This window comes from Herpetosiphon gulosus (assembly GCF_039545135.1).
Classification (GTDB): Bacteria; Chloroflexota; Chloroflexia; order Chloroflexales; family Herpetosiphonaceae; genus Herpetosiphon; species Herpetosiphon gulosus.
The window spans coordinates 226,045-247,933 of record NZ_BAABRU010000007.1; the positions used below are offsets into that span (position 1 = coordinate 226,045).

Genomic DNA, 21,889 nt, shown 5'->3' on the forward strand with positions numbered 1-21,889 from the left:
TGATTGGAACAACGTATGGCTTTTTTCGATGCAATCAACCAGATTATTCATTGTAATGTGATGTATTGTGGCCCAGCAATGAGTGGTAAAACGGCTTCGATTCGACAAATTGCCCGTTATCATACCGAGCAGCAACGATTGATTCACCCTATCCAGCATTATGCAACAGAAGCATTTCGTTTTATTAGTTGTAGTGTGCTTGGGCAACAGCAGATTGGTGATTGGCAGTTGCATCTACACTGTCTTGGACAACAAGGCGTAGCCATGGAGCATACTTTCACCAATGAGTGGATTAGTATTGCTGATGCTGTGGTTTTTGTGGTCGATTCACAGCACGATAAATTACAGTCAAATATCATTGCCCTCAAAAACGTTGCCAAAATGCAGCAGCAAAATCAACGCACGTTTCGAAAACTACCGTTTGTATTGCAATATAACAAACGCGATATGTCACACATTATTCCAATTGAAACGCTCCAACGCTTCCTCAACCCACTTGATTGGGAATATGTAGAAACAAATGCCTATCAAGGCTCAACTGAAGCAATTGTAGCAGCGCTGAATACGCTAGAAACGCGACTTATAACCTATTTAAAACAGGATGTTCTTCAGTCGCTAGCCCGATTTATCAGATTAACTGAATGAGGATAAAAATGATAACCCAGCATATCGAGGCTGAATTACGTGAGGATGCCTGGCATTTTGGTTTTTATCTTGGCAATAGCACGCTGTTGGCCTTTTACCACGATGCCGATATCTTCGACGAAGATTATGCTGAATTTTTGCTGGCGAATCGTCACGTTTTTGCCGCTAGCTTTGCCGTTTTCAGCAACAATTGCTTAACTCCCCATGCTTCAGGCCAATCGGCTTTAAATCGGGCGGCAACCTGGGTTGCTCAAAACATGCTCCCAACGCTTGCCTGCAATTATCCAATCGAGCCATGGGAGCTGGCTCCAGCTAGCCAAAATTGTACATTTAACGCTGCTTTCCAGCATTTTGGTCAGGCGCTGGCCTTTGGTACACTTCCTACTCAAATTATCCAAAACCACGATTATTTTCCACACTTGTTCAATGGTGGCAGCTTTTTAGAGCAAGTGATCATGGTTTTTGTCAATAATCTACTAGTTGATGCTAATGGGATGGTGGTGAATAAACAAGCCGCCTTGGAACGAGCAACATGGTGTTTGCTGCACTGGATTGATCGTACAATCGTGCTCGACCCACCGATCGCACCATGGGAAATTAATTGCTAAATAGTACGAAAATTTGGCAACAATCGCGGCGAATCAGGCAACTCAATTAAACGAACATTGGTTATACTGGCAATGATTGGTTTATTTAAGAGGTTGGTATGGAGATCAAACGAAATGGTTCGCAGCCTTCGGAAATTGGCTCGACAGCCTATTTTAGCGGCACAGTTCGCATCGACCCACTCTTTCAAGCGCCAGAACCAGCACGAGTACGTGGCGCAAGTGTCACCTTCGAGCCAGGCGCACGCACTGCTTGGCATACCCACCCACTCGGCCAGACCTTGATTGTCACGGCGGGTTATGGCTTGGCTCAACGTTGGGATGGCCCAATCGAGATCATTCGGCCAGGCGATGTGGTTTGGTTTGCACCAGGCGAAAAACATTGGCATGGCGCTGGCCCCACCACGGCCATGACCCATATCGCGATTCAAGAGCAACTAAATGGCACAGCCGTCGAATGGCTAGAGCATGTCAGCGACGAACAATATCAAGTCGAGGTTGGCTAAGTGCTTGATCGCCGCAAGCGAGTCAAATCCTCGGTTGGCGAACAACCAAAGTAGCGCCGATATTCGCGGCTAAATTGCGAGAGGCTGGCATAGCCAACTTGCTGGCTGATTGGCCCAATCTCCAATGCTGTCGCGACCAATAAACGCCGCGCTTCGTGCAAACGCAAGGTTTTTTGAAACTGAATTGGACTAAGCGCGGTAACCGCCTTAAAGTGTAAATGAAAAGTCGAAACACTCATATTCGCCAGTGTGGCAAGCTCCTCAACCCGCAAAGGCTGGGCAAAATGGCGGCGTAACCAGCTAATCGCCTGCGCTACTGGGGTAACCCGTGAAGTGGTTTGGCCAATTTGAGCCAGCCGACCGCCAAATGGGCTACGCAACAACCGAATAATCATCTCGTCGATCACCAACGGAGCCAGCAATTCGACCTCATCGGGCTGGCTCATTAGATCGATCAAGCGGCTCGCAGCCTGTACCAACTGGCGATTGGTGCGTTCAATCGAAATTGCCCGCAGTTGAGTCGGCGCAGGAATGCCCTGCGGATAGACTTTAAGCGCTAATTCGGCCACGCGCTGTGGATCAAACTCAAGCTTGAAGCATAAATACGGCTCGGCAACACTGGCTTGGGTAATTTGCGCCGCAACTGGCAAATCGACCGCAATAATCAAAACATGTTCAGCATCATAAGTATAGGTCTGATCGCCCAGTACCAGTTGTTTAGCACCTTGAGCCACAATACAAATGCTTGGCTGATAGAGCGCTGGCAGCGAACGTTGATGCGGTTTCGATTCACGGATGGCATAAGCTCGAGGAATATCCAAGTCAAAACGCCCATCTTGGGGCGTATGCTGAGCCAATAATTGAGCCAAATAGCGGCGTTCAGTTTCCAGCAAGGGTTTGGTTTCAAGGGCTGGGGCAAGATCCAACATGGTCATGGCAGGTATCCTCGTCGCAACAAGCTGCAACTACTATACCAAAAACCCGAGCCTGTTGGATTGTAGGAATCAAACAATCGCGCTGGTCAGCCAGTTTAGCCGACCAGCGCGAAGATCAAGCATTTACTCTAGACGCAGATTACCATCACGATTGGCAATATCGTTGGCATTGGCAGCCTGTTCAGCGGTGTAGTTCAGGGGTTGTGAGGGAACCCATTGCCCATCAATTTTTTGGCAAACCGCATTTAATGTAACGCTTACTTGTTGACTGGTGCGTTGATATGAGCCAGCTGGCACGAATGGCCCCAAATTATCCGAGACATTATGGTTGGCTGGATTATCGGTGAACAAGGTCAAAACCCCGTTCATATTGGCCAAATCGGTAATTGTGCCAGCTTGGTTAGCCGAATAGCTCAACGGCGGCGATTGCACCCAACTGCCATCATTCTTTTGACAAAGCGCGGTAATTGTTACATTAATGTTTTGGCTAGTACGTTGGTAGGAACCTGCTGGAACATATTCTTTGGCTTGTTCTTGCACTGACATAGGTATTCGCTCCTTGTACCAAAAGCCGTTTGCCATAGCTTACGTTAAGCATTGTCTGCTGCTGATCGGCTAGCCTTGAAGCCTCGCTAGCGAACCACACAGGGCGATATCTGTAAACTATTTAATGTATAGATATCTATGATTGAGCGCTCGTTAATTAAACGTTGCATCCAGCCAAATCATGAATTATTTCACTCAACATACCTAAAAGATCGCCGTAGACATCCATCAAGACCACGTGTATGCTATGCTGGGTGTAAGTAGCAGTCAATGTATGTTGAGGAAGATTGCATGGAACTTTTGCCAGATTTACCACTGGTTCATTTACGCTTTGTTTATCGCTTTATGGCTGAAACCCGCTTGCCACGTTGGAAGGGGGCACTATTGCGCGGTGGCTGGGGTCGCGCCCTGAGCAAAGTTTTTTGCATTCCAACCTGTGAGAATGTGAATGATTGTCAAGTCGCCTGCCCCTATCGCAACCTTTTTGCCCCAGAAGCACCGCCAAATCAATTAGTTGGGGTACGCGAAGCACCACGGCCATTTATTGTACGCCCACCACTCGATGAACAAACCCAGTTTAGCATTGGCGATCGATTAAGCTTTGATTTAATTTTGATTGGCTCGGCTGAACGCCATGTCATTCCGATTATTGCGGCCTTTGAGCATTTGGGTCGTTTAGGTCTAGGCGAAGATCGGGCGCTGGCTGAGTTGACCCAAGTTGATAGTTTTTCCAGCCAGCGTCAGCAATTCATACCATTATTAAAGGATGGTCAATGGTTTGGAATGGCGGCGCAGCTTCAACCGCAATTTTTTCTTGATCATGCTCAGCGTTTTGCGAGCCGCTGGCAGTTGCAGTTTGTTACGCCAACCCGCCTCAAACAGCATGGCCAGTTGGCGCGACAATTCGATTTACCGTTGATTGTGGGTGCTGCCCTACGGCGTATGCAACAAATGAATAGCTTATATGGCACAAAACCCTGGAATTGCGATCTTGATCAATTATTTAACCAAGCGCGGGCTGCGCAATTTGAGGCCGCTAACACTCGTTGGGTTGAATGGGGTCGAACCTCGGCGGCAACTGGCCAAAATATGCAGTTTGGCGGAGTCGTTGGTACAATCGATTTTTCGCGGGTTACACCCGCATTAACTGCCCTGTTGCTCATGGCCTCGGCGCTGCATATTGGCAAAGCTGCGGTTTTTGGCAATGGCTGGTTTCGGTTACGCTGAGGGTTCAGGGTTTAGGGGCCAGGGGTCAGTATTTAATCAAAAGGCTCAAAATACTAAAGAATAAAGGCAGAAGTCAAAAATCAAAAGGTCTAGGGACTAAGGATTTAACCCAGAGGCTATAGGCTTTTGACTTTTGGCATAATGGTAGGTTTTCCCATCATCAGCGCTAGCCAAAAGCCTATAGTCCCATGCTTCATATCCTTCCTAGCTCAAAAAAGTTCAGGCCCAGCTACTTGCTGTTCGCAGGCTAATGGTGCTTTCGCTGCGCTAATCGCCACGTCGGCTGGCAATCAGCGCCAATTGATTCAATAATTGCCCAGCGTAAATTGGGCGCTCGCCTTCGTGATAATAGCGATGATACAAATGAGGCTCAAGCTCACTCAGGGTTTGCATTGCCCATTCTTCACAGGCAATTTTGCTAGCTTTGATCAGGCCATGATTCATGGCAGCAGTAGCAACCCCCAGCTGCTCATGTTCAAGCGAACGAATGACGACGGCGATCAAGCCATGTATTTGCGGTTGATCGCTAGCCTGAATAAAGCCAGCTCGCGCTAATTGACGCAAGAGCCGATTGAGCATACGCTGACTGAATCCAGTTGCAAAGCCCAGAGCGCTCAATGGAATCGGCAGATTTGGTGCGCAACAGGCCAACAAACTTAGCAAACGCCGCAGTTTAAGCAAATCGCCACCAGTCTTTGCTTTAACCAACAAATCATAGTTAATCCACACGGTAGCAGCGATGATCGATTGATAATTGGTCGCTGAACGATATTCAATCTCAGCTAAATCCTGGGCATTCAGTTCAAGCTCATCGAGCAAAGCCTGCTGAAGTCGCTCAAGGTAACGGATGGGTGCAAGGGTTGGCTCAAGTTTGCCTAAGGCATAACCAACTAAATAAAGCGCCAAAGGCAAATAACTAACCGCCTCAGCCAATTGAGCAGCCTCAGCTAGATTAAGTCGCGGCACCAAACGCTGGAGCAATCCACAACTTTCGCGTGGCTCAAGCACATCAAGGGGCAATTGGTGAATATTGCTGGCTGACCATGTGCTGTTACGACTTGTTACCAAAATTCGACAGCCACTGCTTGGTGAAGGCCGATACATTTCGAGCAAAGCCTCATTTTCGCAGTTATCGAAGATCAATAAACGGGGGATGGGATTATTAAAAAAAGCTTGTACCTCAGTCAAACGCTGTTCCCATTCAGCCAACTTGAGATCTCGTGCATGGTAGATTTTGCGCCAAATTGCGTCGAGACTGGGCAACACAATACAGCGAACTGAATTAGTATCATCGGCGTTAATCCAAAAAACGCCGCCTGCAAAGTAATGCCCATATCGATGAGCAAACTCAAGGGCTAGGCTGGTTTTACCCATACCACCCATGCCAGTGATCACCACTGCTGGAGTGCTTTCGGTTGCATCGCGGCTAGCCATGGCCTGAGCCAACTGGCGCAAGTAAAATTCACGTCCAATAAAGGTATTCGCCGGATGCAAAGGCAGCCACGATTCAGGCGCAGGTTGCTGGCGCTTGGGAATCCGCTTGAGCGGCAATTTAGCGAATTGTGCATATGCTCGTTGCAACGTTTCAGGATCTGGCTGGTGCATAACAAGCTTCCTCAGCAATTGACGCGCCTATAATAACCGAAGAATGTCTGCATCGGTCAAGAGAACATGGGGGTTAGGTTATCGATACAATACCTCAATCCTTAACTACCAATTTGACAAAAGATCTGAGGCTGTGTATACTTATAGACGCTGTTTGGGCCGGTAGCTCAATGGTCGAGCATCTGACTCTTAATCAGCTGGTTGTGGGTTCGAGTCCCACCCGGCTCACCAAACACAGAGGGACGTAGCAAATTTGCTACGTCCCTTTTTTGTGGTTTCAAGCTGCTGGTGAAATAGTTAATACAACTCAGCAAATTTTGTTTGTAAATATTTGACATACGGTGCAGCATCCATTGGGCGGCCAGTGGCCCGTTTAATCAACTCATTGGGCAAGAATTTGCTGCCATGTTGATGGATATGTTCACGCATCCAGCCCAGCAATGTGCCAAATTGACCCTGCCGCATTTCATCCCAAATTTCAGGATGCTTGGCGATCGCCGTATCGAACAATTGCACCGAAAGCACATTGCCGATGGTATAGGTTGGGAAGTAGCCAAACATCATGCCCGACCAGTGAATATCTTGCAAGACACCCTCGGCATCGTTGGGTGGTGTGATGCCAAGATAGGCTTGCATTTTGGAATTCCAGGCTTCCGGCAAATCGGCAACTTTGAGCGTGCCTTCAACTAGAGCAATTTCCAATTCCATACGCAACAAAATATGCAAATTGTAGGTCAGTTCGTCGGCTTCAACCCGAATCAACGAGGGCTTAACCGCATTGACCGCGCGATAGAAGCTTTCTAGTTCGACCTTGGCTAATGGCTCGGGAAAGGTTGCCTGCAAATCGCTGTAGAAAAATTCCCAGAATGGCCGCGAACGCCCAACAATGTTTTCCCACATACGTGATTGCGATTCGTGTACACCTAACGATGTGCCTCGCCCAAGTGGCGTGCGATCAAGTTCGGGCTTGATGTTTTGTTCATATAGCGCATGGCCAGTCTCATGCAGCGTGCCGAACAAGGCTGGTGAGAGCCAATTGGGATTAAAGCGCGTGGTGATCCGCACGTCGTTGCGGCCAAAGTTGCTACAAAATGGATGGGTACTACGATCTTGACGACCGCGATTCCAATCGTAGCCATAGCGCACGGTCACCTTTTTGCCAAACTCTTCTTGCAAGGCTTCAGGATAATTGCCATGTAACGGGGCATCGCGGCCATCGTCGCCCATGGCGGCAATTTTCAGCACCAACGGCACAGTGCCAGCCTTCAACTCTTCGAACAGGCCAATGGCTTGATTGGTGGTTAAACCACGTTCATAGCTATTAAGCAAGGAATCGTAGGGATGTTCGTCGTAGCCCAAGAATTCGGTTTGTTCGCGCACCATCTCAACAATCGTTTCAAGATGGGGTTGAAACTGACCAAAATCGGAGTTGGCGCGAGCATCTTCCCAAACTTTACCCGCCAAAGCCCGTACCCGCGATTGTTTGGCCACAAATTCAGCAGGCAACTTGCTCGAACGCTCGTAGTTGTAGCGCGTATGACTGATCAAACGGGCATCATCAGAGTCGGGTGGCAAATCGGTAACGTTGACTGCATCGAGCAATTTAAGCGTTTTTTCGCCAGTAAATAGCTCGTGCGAAATCCGACTAATCGTAGCCAACTGTTCGGCGCGAGTGCTCGATCCGCCGCGTGGCATTTGGGTACGCTGATCCCATGACAGTAATCCAGCAGTATGGTTGAGATCGCGAATCGTCGCCAGATGTTCACGAAGTTGCTCAAGGGCTTGGCTCATGGGTGCTTAATCCTTTTTAATTGAAGCAGCATGACCATGTTGATCATGCCGCTGACGATACCTACTCTATTTTAGCATATGTTGATATGATCATACGAGTTTCTTTTAAAAATCAAGGGGTCAGGAAGTTTTTGAGCCACGAAGCACACGAAAAACTGAAACCGCGAAGGACACGAAGGTTTAGTTTTTTAGCCACAGATTCACCCAGATGGATGTGATGATTCTACTTTGCCCCTAATCCCTGAACCCCAACCCCTAAGTTCTGAAGTCTAAACCCTCACTCCCTCTGCGCCTCTGCGTTAAATCGTCGTGCCTGATTCCTAATCCCTATGCTCTATGTTCTATGTTCTACAACTTCCCTGACCCCTGATCCCTAGCCCCTGACCTCTTATTCTCTAATTCCCCACAATTGCAACTGCCCACGATCAACCGAAACGATCAAGCGTTGGTCGGGGGCAATAATCGCATTTTTGGCGCTAAACAACGCTTGTCCATCATTAATACGATAAATAATCACGTTTGGTTCAGTTGGGTTATTGGCTAGCGGAGCAGATTGCAGCAGCAACAATTGTCCATCGGGGCTAAATTGAATTACAGGATACCAAGATCGCGGATCAAACGCTTGGCTACTAGTGTGGCACTGAACTTCTCGGTACACTTGCAAACTGGCTCGATCAAGCACAACTGCACAAATGTTGCTTGAATCGGAGGGTTGGGTTGCTACGGCCAGGGTTTGGTCATCGGCGCTCACGGCTAATGCCAAGGCTGGTTGATTGAGGTCGATTGTTTGCAAGGTTGTGCCTGTGCTAAGCTCCAGCAAACTCAGTTGCCCTTGCTCGGTTAACAACACCAATTGATTTTGATTGGGGACAATCGCCAAATCGACCAAATAGCCAGGATCAAGTTGGCGACTATAAAGCGGTTGGCCTGCCTGCGAAACATACAACTCAAGCTGACTGATACTGACTGCCTCAACGACCAATTGCCGATCAGCATCGGTCGCCATCAAGGTGTAACCAACATCATCGATGCCATGGAGTTGTTGCTGCCAAAGCTGACTCATATCGCCTAGATTCCACTGGCCAACGCCAAGGTTGATCTGGCTACTATCGCTGCTAAAGTCAGGTTTTGGATTCAGGCGATAGAAGATTGGGCGTGGGATTTTATAGGCAAGCCTGGTTTGCTCAAGATCGAGAATCTGCTGGCCGCCAGCGATCGCCAACAATTGGCTATTGGGACTCAATGTTGGTTGATAATAGACCGGAAAATTGAAGCTTTGGCTATGCCCATCGGAGAGCGCAACAACCGTCAGCGCTTGATCATCGAATAACAAGGCTTGGCTGCTATCAGGGCTAAATCGCAGGTTTTTGCTACTGTTGCCAGCATAAATAACCTCTTGATCAGCCAGCCGAATCAGGCTCACATCACTATCACTTGGCACACCTTCAGGAATAGCAAAACGCGCCTCGATTTGACCATCGGGGCTGATGATCCGTGGGTTGGGTTGATCGTAATTGGTTGGCTGGGTATTCCAAGTATAGTCAGTATCGTCGGTTGGCTGGCGTTCAATAAACTCGCCCATGCTAGCGTTATAGCGCTCGATCGACCACACGCCTGCGAATGCTGGATCGCTGCTAACTTCAATTAATGCTTCGATGATCGTGTTATCAGAGCTAACCCGAATTGCTTTGATGGCGCTAGCGCTGCGCACAAAATAGGCTTGTTCAAGCAATGGTAAGCGATGCACCCCAAAACCGAGTTCTGTTACTACCACCACAAATTCGTTATTTGGGGCAAAATCGCCATTTTGCAGCGTGCCTAGACCGATTGTTTGTAATAGCTCAATTTGTGGTAGGGTTGCTTCATTAATCGTTTGGCTGCTACGGGCTGGCAATTTAAACGGGGCTGCTAACAACCCATAGCTATTGGGGTTAATGTGTTCAATTGAGCTAGCTGGCAGTTGCATCAATTGAGGCAAGAGATTATTGGTTTGAACAACGCTAGCAACTTGAGTCGCAACGAGGGTTGGCTCGCTCGTAGCCGTTGCAACAAGTGCTTGGGTTGGGCTGGGCAAGGCCTGGGTTGGCGCAGTTGTCGCGCTTGGTAAGGCTTGGGTAGAGGCAAGCGTTGCCGAGGCTTGAGGTGCTAAGCCTTGAACACTGCTACCTGACGCAATGTTGGTCGCGGTTGGTAATACACTTGGGGTTGGCTGGGCTGCTGGTGTGCTTTGGCAAGCACTAATGATCATGATTAAAAGACCGAAGCCGAGCCGTTGGGCTGGTTGCTTGAACATAACTCCTCCTTTGCTGAATGGATCTATCATCCAAGAAGGAGTTATGTCAGACCATAGTACGAATCTGATAGAATACTTATACCTAACTGAAATCTATGGTTTCAGCCCCCATAATTGTAATTGACCGCCCTCAATCGAGATGTAAAGTCGATTATCTGGTGATAGCATGCCTTGTTTAATCTGATAGATCGGCATTCCATCACTTACCTGATAAACAATAGCCTGATTCTCTTTTGAATCAATCGGGATGATCATTAAATCAGCAGCAGCGATAATTTGAATAGGCACATTTCTTTGATAGGCTTGATAAGATAAATTATTATAGTCAAGTGCAAATTGCTGCTCGACGGCTCCAAATGTTCGAATAATGCTCAGATCATTAAAATTAAGCAATACGGCAACAATCGATTGCGGATTCTCCTCGAAGCTTACAACAATTTGACTGCCATTATTGCTAAATGCTAATTCTTTAAGTGCATATGGAAATATTTTGGATTGAATGAATGATTTACTTGCTAGATCATAGAAATGCAATTCATTATCATTGAAAATAAAGCCAATTTGTGTTCCGTCAGGACTAAAATAGGCATCATTCAAGGTGTCGGTAACCGTAAAACTACTATAGAGCTGATCGGCTTTAAAAAGCTCTAGCTCAAGCAATTCATTATTTCTAGTAAACCTTTTTTCGCTGGTTAATAGCCACTCGCTAGCACCATGAACAATCGCCATCCCCGATGCTACATCGCCAGCAAATGGCAATATTTGCTGGCGAATCAGGGGTGGCTCTTGGTTAATCGCCCAGATATTTTCGCCATTGCTAATGATTTGGCCGTCAGGGCTAAATGTTGGACGCGTATAGGTGCGATACATCGTATCAATAGGCCGATTTGGAAAGCTTTTGAAGATACGTGCCTGGTTCAAATCGAGCAATTGAAACCCATCGCTGGTTGCGTATAAGGTGCTGTCAGGGCTGAAATTGCCATAGCTGTAGGCTGGAATCAACAGGTGTTGCACAGCGCCTGAATTCAAATCGATCAATTGAATCGATTGCTCAAAAAACACAGCGGCATAGGCACTATCGGGGCTAAAGCGCAGATACAACGATTGTTCATCAGTATAAATCGTGGTTTGATCCACGACCCGTTCGATTGCTACGCCTAAACCCAGCACTAAACCTGGGGGTGGCTCAAGATGGGCAAAAAAGGCTTGATTCGGGCTGTAAGCACCATAACCGCCGCTATGAGTTGGAATCGATTGGCTTCCCACGATTGGTTCGCTTGGGTCCCATTGGGCAAGATCAACCATTTGCTCAGTTTGATCGATAAAAGCTCCGGTCTGGCTTGCATAACGCCGAAGCGTGGCCTTAACTGGCGATGGATTGATTAAATCGGGATTGACTAATAGATTAATCGTCGCGCTATCAGCACTAATGCTAAGGTTATAGATGGCCGCTGGCACTTGCGCAACATAGCGTTGCTGCAAACTTGGCAAATCATACACAACCAGATTAATCGAGGTGGCAACCGTCATAAATTGATTATTTGGAGCAATCGCCAAATCAACCACTTCGCCTAGCCCTATTTTTTGCAAGAGGTTTAGGCTAGGCAAGGTTTGCAAATTGATTGTTTCTGCGCTGCGTTCGGGCAATAGGGCTGGATTGGCATAGGTCGTTTGATCATTCAAACTAAAGCTTAGTGGTGAATCAAGCATCGTTTGCATGAATTCAGGCAATGGCTCGCTGATCAAAATTGGCTCGGGCAATGGTTCAATGCTAGCCTCAAATGGCGTTGGGCTTGGTGCAATGGTTGGCTCAATCGTTGGTGTTGCCAAAACTTGGGTGGTTTCGGTTGGGATTTCTGGCTCGTTGGTTGCAACCAGCGATGGCGTTGCTGAATTCTGGGCGAACTGGGTTGGGCTTGCTTGGGTCGGAGCGGTTGGTTGAGTTTGGCTGGGTTGACAAGCGCCTAGCCCGAGCACAAGTGTGCCACAAAGCAATAATTGAACACGGCGTTTAAACATAACTCCTCCTTAGATGTGTAGGTTTATCATCTAAGAAGGAGTTATGACAAAACATCATACGAGGCTGATAGTTGGCTTATAGCTAGCTGAAAGTTAATCGGCCTGTTCGCTCAATAGGCGGACTTCAGCGGGTTTGTTGGCCAGCGCAAACAGCGTATCGCCAGCATACACCACATACAAATATTCATTGTTGCGATAGCTCCAACGCCGTTGGCTCGACAATGGTGCACCAAGTTTGGCTTCTAAAGCTTTTTTGATAAAGGGCAACTTAGCATCGAAACTGGTATTGATACGGCTATACATGGCTCGATTGATCGTTTCGCGCAGGGTGGCATCGGCGGCTGAGGCATTTTGAGCGGCCACAATCGCACTAAGTTGTTTGACTACCGACCAATTGGTTGAGCCTGTAGCGGCAATCGGCGTATACAGCGCATCAAGCGAGAAAATTTGAGCCGCATAGGCCGCGCCATCGCCAGCTTGCAAACGGCTGCTATTGCCCAACGGCACACCCACCACCTTCCGTGGCGGTCGGCTAATAAATTGATAAAAGGCTTGATCTGGTCGATAATCCACGCCCAACGCCCCATAGGTAAATTGCATCAGGGCGTTGTAAACATCTTGATCGGTCAGATCGTTGGCGCGCAGCACAATATCCCATTGATTGTATGGGCTAATCACAACATCGCGGCCATAGACCTCGCCTGTGTAGCGCACGCCTTTCACACTAAAATCCATGCCAACCCGAATCGGCGAGCCAAGTTTGTTTTTGAAGGCATATTGATGAAACATCCAATCAGGTCGATATTCGCCCTTGGCCAGTTTATAAACCTCGTTGCGCAATTGTGCGCCGAGGGTGTTGGGGCGTGGGCCAACGCTGGGTGGGCTACTTTCATCAAGCAATTTCAAGGTATATTCAACGCTATAGCCGCGTGGGTCATCTTTATAGCCAGGCGCAACCGTGCTATGGGCAAAGAAATAGTCGCGATTAATCGGAATTGCATAGGTATCACGAAAATAGCGAATTAACTCGACGAGTGACTTGGTTTGAGCGGTGGTGATCGGCGTACCATCATTTGGCCCCTCAACTTCGACCCCAATCGAATAGATATTGATTTCGCCGCCACTGTAGCCGCGTGCCCAACTGCGCACCCCAGCATGCCAAGCGATATAGGCTTTTTCATTGACGTAGTGATAGGTTTTACCATCACGCGCAATTAGATAGTTATAACTTGAGCGAACTTCTGGCCGCAGGTTCCATTCGAGTGACCCATAGCCCGCCGTTTCGTGCAAAATCACAAATTCGGGCTTGAAACTAGTGGTGTTACGGGCGGTTTTGTTGGGGGTTTTGTTGAGATACGAGGTATCAAACTGCATACAAGCTCCTTGCATGATGCCAATCATTGCATCATTACTACCGCTCCTAATAATCTCGTTGTTAATGTACTACAAAATGCATAAGAACATAGAACAAAGAACATAGAATATAGGGGCTTGGAATTTTAACTACGAAGGACACGAAGCGCACGAAGCATAATTTTTTATGCTCTATGTGTAATGGTTTATCGCATTAACGACAGCCAGCATGCCCTCACCCCCTCTCCCGCTCAGCAGGCGAGGGGGAACTGCTCCAGGAGTTTACTCTCCTCTCCCGCCGCCGTGGGAGAGGGGCTGGGGGTGAGGGAACGGGAGAACAGTTGTTAAAATCATAAACCATTACATCTATGCTCTATGTTCTCGTTTCCCGATCTACACAAACTTCACGGCCAGCATCGTAATATCGTCGTGCTGCTCGGTATGGTTGGCAAAGTCTTGCACATCGTTGAGCACAGCATCGAGCAAGGTTTGGGCATGAATATCGGCAGGCAACGAGCGCACCAAATCTTCCAAACGCTCGAAACCATACATCTCATCACTGCTATTCATGGCCTCAACAATCCCATCAGTGAAGAACAATAGCATATCGCCATGATTACACTGAATTGGGCTATCTTCATATTGAATTAATGGCGTGATGCCAAGTGGCAACGATTGGCCGCGCCCAATCAAATATTCGGGAAATTCGGGCTGATTGCGGCTGTTATGAATTAAAAATGGATAAACCTGGCCAGCATTAGCCCAAACCAAGGTGCGAGCCAAGGCATCGATGCGGGCATAGCTCACCGCCGCAAACATACTACGAGGAATATTTTGTACCAAACTGGTGTTGGTTTGATCAAGAATCATGGCTGGAGTGGCTTGGGTGCCAGCCAAGGCGCGGAGGGTGCTATAGGTGGCGACCATCACTAAGGCAGCAGGCACGCTCTTGCCCGAAACATCGCCAATCATCAGATCAACGGTGTTGCTGCCTTGAGCAATCACACCATAAAAATCGCCTGAGGTTTCACGTTGGGGCAAACAAATCGCGGCAACTTCAAGCCCAGCAACACTAGGTAAATGCTTTGGCAACAGCGCTTGTTGCACATTTCGTGCAATTTGCAACTCGCTCAACATCCGTTCGCGTTCGCTTTGCTCGGTATAGAGTTTGGCGATGCGCTGCGACATAAGATTAAACGTTCGGGTTAAGTCGGTTAATTCATCAGTAACCCGTTGATCATCAGGCAGGGTATGGCCCAAATGGCCGTCGGCAAGTTGCAATGCACCATGTTTCAAGCGCTGAAGTGGCCGATTGACCACAAAAACCGTCGCCAGCCAAGCACAGGCAATCGCCACCAGACTGCCACCAATAATCAATGGCAATAATTGGTTAATTAGCGATTGCTGGGTCAAATCACGCGCCTCAACCGAAAGCGAAGCCTCGACAATCGCAATTACATAGGGCTGACCTTGGGCATCGTTGACCACGATTGGCGCAACCAACCCATAGTACGAGCCAAATTCATCGGCATAGCGCACGGCATGGCGCTTACCATCTTCAAAGGCCGCCCAGTGCTCAGGTGTATCGTAGAAGAAGGGATAGTTGATCCCTGTATTATCAACATCGACCCAATAATACAAACGATGGGTTTTGATATCGCGACGTAAAATGCCGATAAAGCCTACGTTGGCGGCAGTTTGAGCTTGGACCAATTGCTTTTGCAGCGTGGTATAGGCTTCGGTATATAAATCAGCTGGCGCATCAATTTGGCTCAGCAAGGCTGGGTCAATTTCACGGGCAATTAATTCAACTACCCGCGCCAGACGCGTATCCATCTCACGTTGCCAGCGCTGATTGGTTTCGCGATAGAAGCTCAGGCCAGCAAAGACCAGCGTTGCAATAATGATCACTTGGAGCGGCAACAACACTTTGATAATCAGTGGAATACGCACTTTCATTGCTCGCTCCCCAAGCGTTGTGGATTGCTACCATCGGCATTGAAGCGCCAAATGGTATTGTTGTAGGCATCGGCAGCATAAACATGATTGTTGTAAAACGCCAAGCCAAAGACTTGCCAACGCTCAAGATCAGGCGCAAAGGCAGTGATTGGCTGACCATCGTGGGTTAGGCGTTGAATCCGCTGATTGCCCATATCGCCAACATAAATATCGCCCGTCGCTTGATCGAGCGCAATATTGAGTGGGTAGGAAAATTCACCAAGATTGCTGCCATAGCGGCCAATTACCCGCAAAAATTGCAATGAAATTGTATCGCCAGCTTCGTGCAACGAAAATTCTTGAATTCGGCCATTGAACGAATCGACCACATACACATGGCGACGTTCGCGATCAACGACTAAATCGCTGATGCCGCTAAATTGTTCGTTGCCATTACCAAACTCGCCAAAAAATTCAGCCAATTGCTGACCATCACGATGATAGACCACCACCCGATTGGCTTTGTAATTGGCAACCCAAATCCGGTCGGCACTATCAACGGTCACGCCATAGGGTTCGTTGGTTGGCTCATCCATGGCTGGATCATAATCGTTGCCACCGAATTCGCGCACAAACGAACCATCAGGCTCGAAGCTGCGCACCCCATCGTGCACCAGCGTCGCTTCATCATTATAGATAAAATTGCCAATATACAAACGGCCAGAACTATCGCGCCCCAGATCCCAGCCAGAGTGAATATTGCTTGGGCCAACCCCAAAAACCCCAATGCTGGCAGCAATTTGGCCAGTGGAGTTGAGCTGAGCGATGCGATAATTGCCGCGATCGGTCACATAAATTTGTTGATCGCTGGCAACAGCAACGCCATTTGGACGCAGCAAGTGTTGAGGTTGCTGACTACAGCCAGCCAACAACCCCACAAGCAAGAATGAAAGACAGCGACGCATGCATGCTCCAAAGTGCGCTTTAGAACCCAAAACGGCCAAGATTCAATAATGTGCCAATAATGCCCGTTAATCCAGCAAGGCCATAGAGCGCGATCAGCGCAATTGTGCGTGGCTCAAGCTTGAGGCTCTTTTTATAGCTCTGAGTTGGCTTGATTTCAATTCGTTGGCCGCGCCAGTATTGAACTTGCGGGCCACTGCTAAAGAGCCGCGAGCCTTGGCGATTCTGCCAGATTTGCCAAGCAATCCACAGCAGAAAGCCGCAGCCAACCAACATAATTGCCACTCGCGCCACGTTTGGCATGGCCAACACTTGGGTGCGCAGCATAAACAAACCCAGAATTGCAATGATCGCGGGTATCCAAGAACGGTCAAATCTCATAGTTCGCTGGTTTCTTGTAGGTCAAAATAGGGCGGAGCATTGGGATCAAGCTCATTGCTGATCGCTGGCTGAGCCAAGCGCCCATACACTTCGGCCAGCCCATAAAGCGAACGAGCTAAATCGTAGGATAGCTGATCGGGCTTGATACGCCATGCCCAATTGCCACCAGTATAACCAGGCCGATTCATGCGAGCTTCGCTGCCCAGATCAAGTGCATCTTGCATGGGAATGATCACAGTATCAGCCACCGAGGCATATAAGGTGCGAATCATTGTCCAAACTATCGCATCCTCGCTACAATACAAATAGGTGCGGGCACGATGCTGTTCTTCTGGCCCAGCACTAGTGTACCAGCCACGCGAGGTATCGTTATCGTGTGAGCCAGTGTAGGCGACGGTATTTGGCACATAGGTATGCGGCAAGAAGTTCGATTGGAAGGCTCCTGAGGTGAAGGCAAATTGCAAAATTCGCATGCCTGGTAGGGTAAATTGATCGCGCAATTGATACACATCAGGCGTGATCATGCCTAAATCTTCGGCGATCAACGGCAAGCTGCCAAAAGCATGGCTAATCGCTTGGAAGAAATCTGCACCTGGACCACGTCGCCATTCGCCATTGACTGCGGTTTCTTCGCTTGCTGGTACAGCCCAATAGCCAGCAAAGCCCCGGAAGTGATCAACCCGCACGATATCGACGGTGCGCAAACTGGCGCTAATTCGCTGTTGCCACCACTGATAGCCATCTTGGGCCATCACATCCCAACGATAGAGCGGGTTGCCCCAGCGCTGGCCTGTTGCCGAAAAATAATCTGGTGGCACGCCCGCAATATCAACTGGATTGCCATCGGGATGCAGCAAAAACAGGCTACGATTAGCCCAAACATCGGCGCTATCGTGAGCCACAAAAATCGGAATATCGCCAACAATTTTGATATCACGCTCGTTGGCATAATGCTTCAAAGCATCCCATTGGCTAAAAAAGGCCCACTGCAAAAACTTATGGAACTGCACATCATCAGCTAATTTGTTGCCCCACTCGACGACCGCTGCTGGCTCATGCAAGGCAATTGCCTGATCCCACGTCGTCCAGGAAGCGCCGCCATGGGCTGCTTTACAGGCCATAAACAAGGCATAATCGTCGAGCCATGCGTGTTCGGCAACACAAAACGCGCTAAAACCACGATCATCAGCTTGAGCTTTGAAATTTTCAAAGGCGGTGCGCAAAAGTTGCAATTTGGCCGGAATCACCGCACCAAAATCGACAGCTTCGGCAGGCAAATGCGTGAGTTGCGCCAAATCCCATTCGGCTAGCAAATTGATCCGAGCCAAATAATCGGGACTAATCAGCATATGGTTGCCAGCAAACGCCGAAAAACATTGATAGGGTGAATCGCCATAGCCAGTTGGGCCGAGCGGCAAAATTTGCCACAGCCGTGCGCCAGCCGCTTGTAGCCAATCCACAAATTGGTAAGCCTCGCTACCAAGATCGCCAATTCCATAGCGACCATGCAACGAAGTGGGGTGCAGAAGAATCCCCGCAGCACGTTCGAAGGTCATCGAACTACCTCCAACTATCGGTGAGAATCTCGTACAATTTAACGTATGTACTTGGTATGATAGCATAGACAAGCAGGAAGGATGAGGGATTAAGGATGAGGGATGAAAGAGCAAATTACGCAACGAGCAAATGGATATAAGCATCAACTATCAGGATTTTAGGTCAATCAAATAAATCTGTGGCTAAAACAAAAACTTTATGTAATAGGCATAATTATTGGCCCAGCTCGCCACTCAATACTCCCACGAGAGTTTATTTGCAATAGCATCCCCTAACTTGTACCAAGATTGAGGATTGCACACTAGCCCAAGGTTGTATGGTATCATCGAATGCCACATCCTACTAAAACACTACGCTCATTGCCACCAGCGATCATGTGGGTTAGGAGCACGCAATTATGTCCTTCGGAAGTGTTTTTATTGCCATGGAAGAATCCATGAGCGATCAATTGATTGATCAGGCTTTGGTGGAGATTCCAGGTTACCGCAAATTGCCCCTGACCAAACAACAATTGGCTCAACGGGTGCTGATTACCGTTCATGCCTTCGGAATGGATTTGGATGAGGAAGAACCCCATTTCTATCGTACCCACCTCGAAGAAGGTGCTTACCAACGCGCCATACAAGGCCTGCCAATCGACGATTTTGAGCAATTGGTGTTGCTCTGGCATCGCCGTGGCATCGAAATGCTCATGGCTAAATTCGAGCAACCAGCTGAGCATGTTGCGCTCTTACATCAAGCATTAAAGGTCATTCAATCAGGCTTAGCTGGGTTATATCGTGGCTATGATCGAGCACGGATCGGTCAACTTGACCGCCAACAGGCGATTTTAAGCGAATTGGCGCTCCCCATTATTCCAGTCTACAAGCATATTTTGGCGGTTCCGCTGATTGGGGTTATCGATAGCAGCCGTGCGCAACAAATGATCGAGCGCCTGCTCGATGAGATTACCAATCTCAAAGCTCAAATGGTTATTCTCGATCTCACAGGTGTCCCATTAATTGATACTGGCGTGGCCCACCATTTGCTTAAAACCGTGCATTCGGCGCGTTTGCTCGGTGCTCGGGTAATTATTGTGGGGATTCGCGGCGAAATTGCCCAAACCATGGTGCATTTGGGCATCGATCTCAGCGAAATTACGACCCGCGCCAATCTCCAAGCAGGCGTAGAATATGCTCTCGCTTGCACCGGCTTCGCAATTCGCCCGTTATAGCGTGGACAGGGAAGTTGGATTATGGCTAACCAAACGTCGCAGCATGATCATTCTGCTCAATTGAGTGCTTTAGCCGCCCGCGAACGTGAGTTGATCAAACATTTAATCGAACACCCCACGATTAGCAAAAATACCAATCATCAATTTGAGGCCGACCAAACCTTTGGTGAGCGTTTGGCCGATCGGGTAGCGGCGTTTGGTGGTTCTTGGCCATTCCTAATCGGCTTTTCCACGGCTTTGCTCGGTTGGATGCTGCTAAATGGGCTATTCTTGGCCAAACCGTTCGATCCCTATCCATTTATTTTGTTGAATTTGGTGCTATCAAGCGTTGCAGCCTTGCAAGCGCCGATTATTATGATGTCGCAGAGTCGTCAGGCTGCTAAAGATCGGCTTGATGCCAGCCATGATTATGAGATCAATCTCAAGGCCGAACTCGAAATTCAGCGCCTACATAACAAAATTGACCAACTGCGCGAAGCGCAATGGCACGAATTGGTACAACTGCAACAAGAGCAAATTCGCTTGCTCAACCAAATTTTGAGCCAACGCTCTGAATAAGCGCCCAACTCGTTAACTTTCCGGTTATGTTGGCTTGCCATACTGCTCCTATCAATCCCAAAAGGCTTTCAATCCTAGGAGCAAGCAGATGGATGCAGCACTCAGAAAATCGCAACGCCAAGGCAACCTGTTGTTGGTTAGTTTGTGTCTGTTTTTATTGTTAATTGGCATGCATTTGGGCTACCAATTAGCGCATTCTACCCCACAACAGTTTAGTGCCGCCAACTCAGCAATTAAATGTCATTATCTCTGCAAAATGAGCATTAGCGAGTAAAAAATATTTTTTAGCTCAGGTTACAAATTAATATCCACATTTCAAGTCCAATTTAACTGTATTCATATGTGTTTAAACTAAAAATTATTCAGCTTAAGCTTCTCATTCAAACTTCTTGCAGATTTATTCAGTACTTCTAGCCTAATACCACATTAACCATTCGGTACGTCCTAGAAAATGACTAGGCCAAAGGAGCGGTTATTTTAGTTTGGGCTGCTACAAAAGTACTTGACTAGAAGTACTAACGCTTATTCCACAGAAGTACGGTAAATAGTTAACGTTTTGGTTGATTGTGTTAATTGCTTTTTTAATAAAAAATAAAGATATAAATTATTGATTTGGTTCAGTGAGCATCAGCATTACAATCAAGCAGCACACTCGCGAGCCTTCAGCCATTGCGAGAGGTTTGTATGTCAGGTAGCACGATCCAGTTTCCACAAAAATTCCAAGGTATTTTCAAGCGTTCTCAAGCCAGCTTCGCCCCTCATCTCCAAGCCGCCCGTAAGTTACTCAATAGTCTAAATATTCCAGCGCCGTTGCAACATGTCTGGGATTATGTGGTCGTGGACAATCCACAGCCATCGTTCATTCTGCTGCCATTGCTCTATTTAAGTTTGGCCGAGCAGTTGGGTGGCATAACGCCAGCCCATCAACGAGCGCTACCAGTAATTATGTTGACAATGGAAGCGGTTGCAGTGATGGATGATACTGTCGATATTTCGAGTCGGCGTTCTGAGCGAGCGACCGTACCCGCCCGCTTTGGTGTAACTCAAGCCACGCCAATTGCCACTAGCCTAACCGCAACCATCGCTGAATTGGCGGTCGAAATTGACCCACGCTTGGTGCAGCCAACCATGAATTTTCTGCGCGAATTAGGCGCTTTGCAAATTTGGGAAGTTGAACATAGCTATCCCGATCAGGCTGAATGGGATGCATGGATGCAGCAGCGCTATCGCCAAGGCCAAATTGCCACCGAATTTGCGCTTAATTTAGCCCTGATGTACCATCGCCAAGCGCCATTTCCTGCTACTCCTGCCTATTTCTTTGCCCAAATAATGCAAGATGTTGATGATGTGGTGGGCCTTTTAGAGCAACGCGTACAATTCGGCGAGGGCTGTGATCTTCAGCGCGGTCGGGTTATTGCCCCGCTCGCTGATGCGTGTGATAATAATATTCAGCTAGCTAGCTTAATCAGCCAGCTTTGGCGTAAAAAACAAGCCTTGTTGGCCGAATCCAATCAAACAACCTTCCAACAACTCAACCAACATGTGCTCGAAGCCGGATTAGCCACAACCCTTGATCGCTTGACCCAGATTGCCATAGCCTGCGAAGAACAAACGCCTCCAGCGCTGCAAGCGTGGATGTACGACGTGATTTGCACATTTATGGCTCGCCTCAGCGGCGTTGGCCTAGCGCAAGCCCAAACAGCCTAGTGCCATGGTTTGCCCACTGATGGCTTACAATCGTGATAGTCGCGGCT

Annotated in this window: 19 protein-coding genes and 1 tRNA gene; 9 read left to right on the forward strand and 11 right to left on the reverse strand. The window is 48.1% G+C overall.

Annotation, left to right across the window (positions count from 1 at the left end):
- The first annotated feature begins 15 nt into the window (after positions 1-15).
- The 3 genes from ABEB26_RS11525 (at position 16) to ABEB26_RS11535 (ending at position 1,756) form a co-directional block, all read left to right on the forward strand.
- Positions 16-645 (forward strand): GTPase domain-containing protein, encoded by a 630-nt coding sequence (locus ABEB26_RS11525; RefSeq protein ID WP_345722148.1) that lies wholly within the window; start codon positions 16-18, stop codon positions 643-645.
- Positions 646-653: 8 nt separating this feature from the next.
- Positions 654-1,253 (forward strand): DUF7677 family protein, encoded by a 600-nt coding sequence (locus ABEB26_RS11530; protein WP_345722149.1) that lies wholly within the window; start codon positions 654-656, stop codon positions 1,251-1,253.
- Between the two features lie 98 nt (positions 1,254-1,351).
- Positions 1,352-1,756, forward strand: coding sequence for a (R)-mandelonitrile lyase (locus tag ABEB26_RS11535; RefSeq protein ID WP_345722150.1), 405 nt, complete (start codon positions 1,352-1,354; stop codon positions 1,754-1,756).
- Here the strand turns inward: ABEB26_RS11535 and ABEB26_RS11540 are convergent.
- Positions 1,753-2,691, reverse strand: coding sequence for an AraC family transcriptional regulator (locus ABEB26_RS11540; RefSeq protein WP_345722151.1), 939 nt, complete (start codon positions 2,689-2,691; stop codon positions 1,753-1,755). The genes ABEB26_RS11535 and ABEB26_RS11540 overlap by 4 nt on opposite strands.
- Positions 2,692-2,814: 123 nt before the next feature.
- A complete protein-coding gene (locus tag ABEB26_RS11545) occupies positions 2,815-3,237 on the reverse strand; it encodes a cyanovirin (protein ID WP_345722152.1) in 423 nt (140 codons plus the stop codon).
- 291 nt (positions 3,238-3,528) lie between these two features.
- On the opposite strand from ABEB26_RS11545, the gene cas6 reads away from it, so the two are divergent.
- The gene (gene cas6, locus ABEB26_RS11550; RefSeq protein WP_345722153.1) at positions 3,529-4,464 is read left to right on the forward strand and encodes a CRISPR system precrRNA processing endoribonuclease RAMP protein Cas6; all 936 of its coding nucleotides are present in this window, start codon (positions 3,529-3,531) and stop codon (positions 4,462-4,464) included.
- 267 nt (positions 4,465-4,731) lie between these two features.
- Here cas6 and ABEB26_RS11555 read toward each other — a convergent pair whose 3' ends face one another.
- Positions 4,732-6,069, reverse strand: a complete 1,338-nt coding sequence (locus ABEB26_RS11555) for an AAA family ATPase (RefSeq protein ID WP_345722154.1) — start codon at positions 6,067-6,069, stop codon at positions 4,732-4,734.
- A gap of 156 nt (positions 6,070-6,225) precedes the next feature.
- Between ABEB26_RS11555 and ABEB26_RS11560 the strand changes: the two genes are divergently transcribed.
- Positions 6,226-6,300: transfer RNA gene (locus ABEB26_RS11560), tRNA-Lys, on the forward strand.
- Between the two features lie 66 nt (positions 6,301-6,366).
- Here ABEB26_RS11560 and ABEB26_RS11565 read toward each other — a convergent pair.
- The 8 genes from ABEB26_RS11565 to malQ all read right to left on the reverse strand — a co-directional run bounded on the left by ABEB26_RS11565 (position 6,367) and on the right by malQ (position 18,363).
- Positions 6,367-7,860 carry a carboxypeptidase M32 gene (locus tag ABEB26_RS11565; protein WP_345722156.1) on the reverse strand — a complete coding sequence of 498 codons (1,494 nt, stop codon included), beginning with the start codon at positions 7,858-7,860 and terminating at the stop codon, positions 6,367-6,369.
- 388 nt (positions 7,861-8,248) lie between these two features.
- The gene (locus ABEB26_RS11570; protein WP_345722157.1) at positions 8,249-10,153 is read right to left on the reverse strand and encodes a hypothetical protein; all 1,905 of its coding nucleotides are present in this window, start codon (positions 10,151-10,153) and stop codon (positions 8,249-8,251) included.
- Positions 10,154-10,246: 93 nt separating this feature from the next.
- Positions 10,247-12,172, reverse strand: coding sequence for a WD40 repeat domain-containing protein (locus ABEB26_RS11575; RefSeq protein WP_345722158.1), 1,926 nt, complete (start codon positions 12,170-12,172; stop codon positions 10,247-10,249).
- Between the two features lie 93 nt (positions 12,173-12,265).
- The gene (locus tag ABEB26_RS11580) at positions 12,266-13,546 is read right to left on the reverse strand and encodes an N-acetylmuramoyl-L-alanine amidase (RefSeq protein WP_345722159.1); all 1,281 of its coding nucleotides are present in this window, start codon (positions 13,544-13,546) and stop codon (positions 12,266-12,268) included.
- Between the two features lie 372 nt (positions 13,547-13,918).
- On the reverse strand, positions 13,919-15,484 hold the full coding sequence (locus tag ABEB26_RS11585) for a PP2C family protein-serine/threonine phosphatase (RefSeq protein ID WP_345722160.1): 1,566 nt from the start codon (positions 15,482-15,484) through the stop codon (positions 13,919-13,921).
- Complete coding sequence (locus tag ABEB26_RS11590) at positions 15,481-16,428, reverse strand: 6-bladed beta-propeller (RefSeq protein WP_345722161.1); 948 nt, start codon at positions 16,426-16,428, stop codon at positions 15,481-15,483. Before ABEB26_RS11590 ends, ABEB26_RS11585 begins: the two co-directional genes overlap by 4 nt.
- A 19-nt stretch (positions 16,429-16,447) precedes the next feature.
- Positions 16,448-16,807, reverse strand: coding sequence for a hypothetical protein (locus tag ABEB26_RS11595; protein WP_345722162.1), 360 nt, complete (start codon positions 16,805-16,807; stop codon positions 16,448-16,450).
- Positions 16,804-18,363 carry a 4-alpha-glucanotransferase gene (gene malQ, locus ABEB26_RS11600; RefSeq protein WP_345722163.1) on the reverse strand — a complete coding sequence of 520 codons (1,560 nt, stop codon included), beginning with the start codon at positions 18,361-18,363 and terminating at the stop codon, positions 16,804-16,806. The genes ABEB26_RS11595 and malQ overlap by 4 nt, the downstream gene beginning before the upstream one ends.
- A gap of 398 nt (positions 18,364-18,761) precedes the next feature.
- On the opposite strand from malQ, the gene ABEB26_RS11605 reads away from it, so the two are divergent.
- The 4 genes from ABEB26_RS11605 (at position 18,762) to ABEB26_RS11620 (ending at position 21,842) form a co-directional block, all read left to right on the forward strand.
- Positions 18,762-19,577 (forward strand): STAS domain-containing protein, encoded by an 816-nt coding sequence (locus ABEB26_RS11605; RefSeq protein ID WP_345722164.1) that lies wholly within the window; start codon positions 18,762-18,764, stop codon positions 19,575-19,577.
- A 21-nt stretch (positions 19,578-19,598) separates the two neighbouring features.
- Complete coding sequence (locus ABEB26_RS26930; RefSeq protein ID WP_486348304.1) at positions 19,599-20,135, forward strand: DUF1003 domain-containing protein; 537 nt, start codon at positions 19,599-19,601, stop codon at positions 20,133-20,135.
- Positions 20,136-20,223: 88 nt separating this feature from the next.
- Positions 20,224-20,409, forward strand: a complete 186-nt coding sequence (locus tag ABEB26_RS11615) for a hypothetical protein (RefSeq protein WP_345722165.1) — start codon at positions 20,224-20,226, stop codon at positions 20,407-20,409.
- A gap of 410 nt (positions 20,410-20,819) precedes the next feature.
- Positions 20,820-21,842, forward strand: coding sequence for a polyprenyl synthetase family protein (locus ABEB26_RS11620; RefSeq protein WP_345722166.1), 1,023 nt, complete (start codon positions 20,820-20,822; stop codon positions 21,840-21,842).
- The last annotated feature ends 47 nt before the right edge of the window (positions 21,843-21,889 follow it).

Bases quoted from the DNA above. Each gene is read 5' to 3' on its own strand.
- ABEB26_RS11525 (WP_345722148.1), top strand. From the start codon at position 16: ATGGCTTTTTTCGATGCAATCAACCAGATTATTCATTGTAATGTGATG.
- ABEB26_RS11530 (WP_345722149.1), top strand. From the start codon at position 654: ATGATAACCCAGCATATCGAGGCTGAATTACGTGAGGATGCCTGGCAT.
- ABEB26_RS11535 (WP_345722150.1), top strand. From the start codon at position 1,352: ATGGAGATCAAACGAAATGGTTCGCAGCCTTCGGAAATTGGCTCGACA.
- ABEB26_RS11540 (WP_345722151.1), bottom strand. From the start codon at position 2,691: ATGACCATGTTGGATCTTGCCCCAGCCCTTGAAACCAAACCCTTGCTG.
- ABEB26_RS11545 (WP_345722152.1), bottom strand. From the start codon at position 3,237: ATGTCAGTGCAAGAACAAGCCAAAGAATATGTTCCAGCAGGTTCCTAC.
- cas6 (WP_345722153.1), top strand. From the start codon at position 3,529: ATGGAACTTTTGCCAGATTTACCACTGGTTCATTTACGCTTTGTTTAT.
- ABEB26_RS11555 (WP_345722154.1), bottom strand. From the start codon at position 6,069: ATGCACCAGCCAGATCCTGAAACGTTGCAACGAGCATATGCACAATTC.
- ABEB26_RS11565 (WP_345722156.1), bottom strand. From the start codon at position 7,860: ATGAGCCAAGCCCTTGAGCAACTTCGTGAACATCTGGCGACGATTCGC.
- ABEB26_RS11570 (WP_345722157.1), bottom strand. From the start codon at position 10,153: ATGTTCAAGCAACCAGCCCAACGGCTCGGCTTCGGTCTTTTAATCATG.
- ABEB26_RS11575 (WP_345722158.1), bottom strand. From the start codon at position 12,172: ATGTTTAAACGCCGTGTTCAATTATTGCTTTGTGGCACACTTGTGCTC.
- ABEB26_RS11580 (WP_345722159.1), bottom strand. From the start codon at position 13,546: ATGCAGTTTGATACCTCGTATCTCAACAAAACCCCCAACAAAACCGCC.
- ABEB26_RS11585 (WP_345722160.1), bottom strand. From the start codon at position 15,484: ATGAAAGTGCGTATTCCACTGATTATCAAAGTGTTGTTGCCGCTCCAA.
- ABEB26_RS11590 (WP_345722161.1), bottom strand. From the start codon at position 16,428: ATGCGTCGCTGTCTTTCATTCTTGCTTGTGGGGTTGTTGGCTGGCTGT.
- ABEB26_RS11595 (WP_345722162.1), bottom strand. From the start codon at position 16,807: ATGAGATTTGACCGTTCTTGGATACCCGCGATCATTGCAATTCTGGGT.
- malQ (WP_345722163.1), bottom strand. From the start codon at position 18,363: ATGACCTTCGAACGTGCTGCGGGGATTCTTCTGCACCCCACTTCGTTG.
- ABEB26_RS11605 (WP_345722164.1), top strand. From the start codon at position 18,762: ATGTCCTTCGGAAGTGTTTTTATTGCCATGGAAGAATCCATGAGCGAT.
- ABEB26_RS26930 (WP_486348304.1), top strand. From the start codon at position 19,599: ATGGCTAACCAAACGTCGCAGCATGATCATTCTGCTCAATTGAGTGCT.
- ABEB26_RS11615 (WP_345722165.1), top strand. From the start codon at position 20,224: ATGGATGCAGCACTCAGAAAATCGCAACGCCAAGGCAACCTGTTGTTG.
- ABEB26_RS11620 (WP_345722166.1), top strand. From the start codon at position 20,820: ATGTCAGGTAGCACGATCCAGTTTCCACAAAAATTCCAAGGTATTTTC.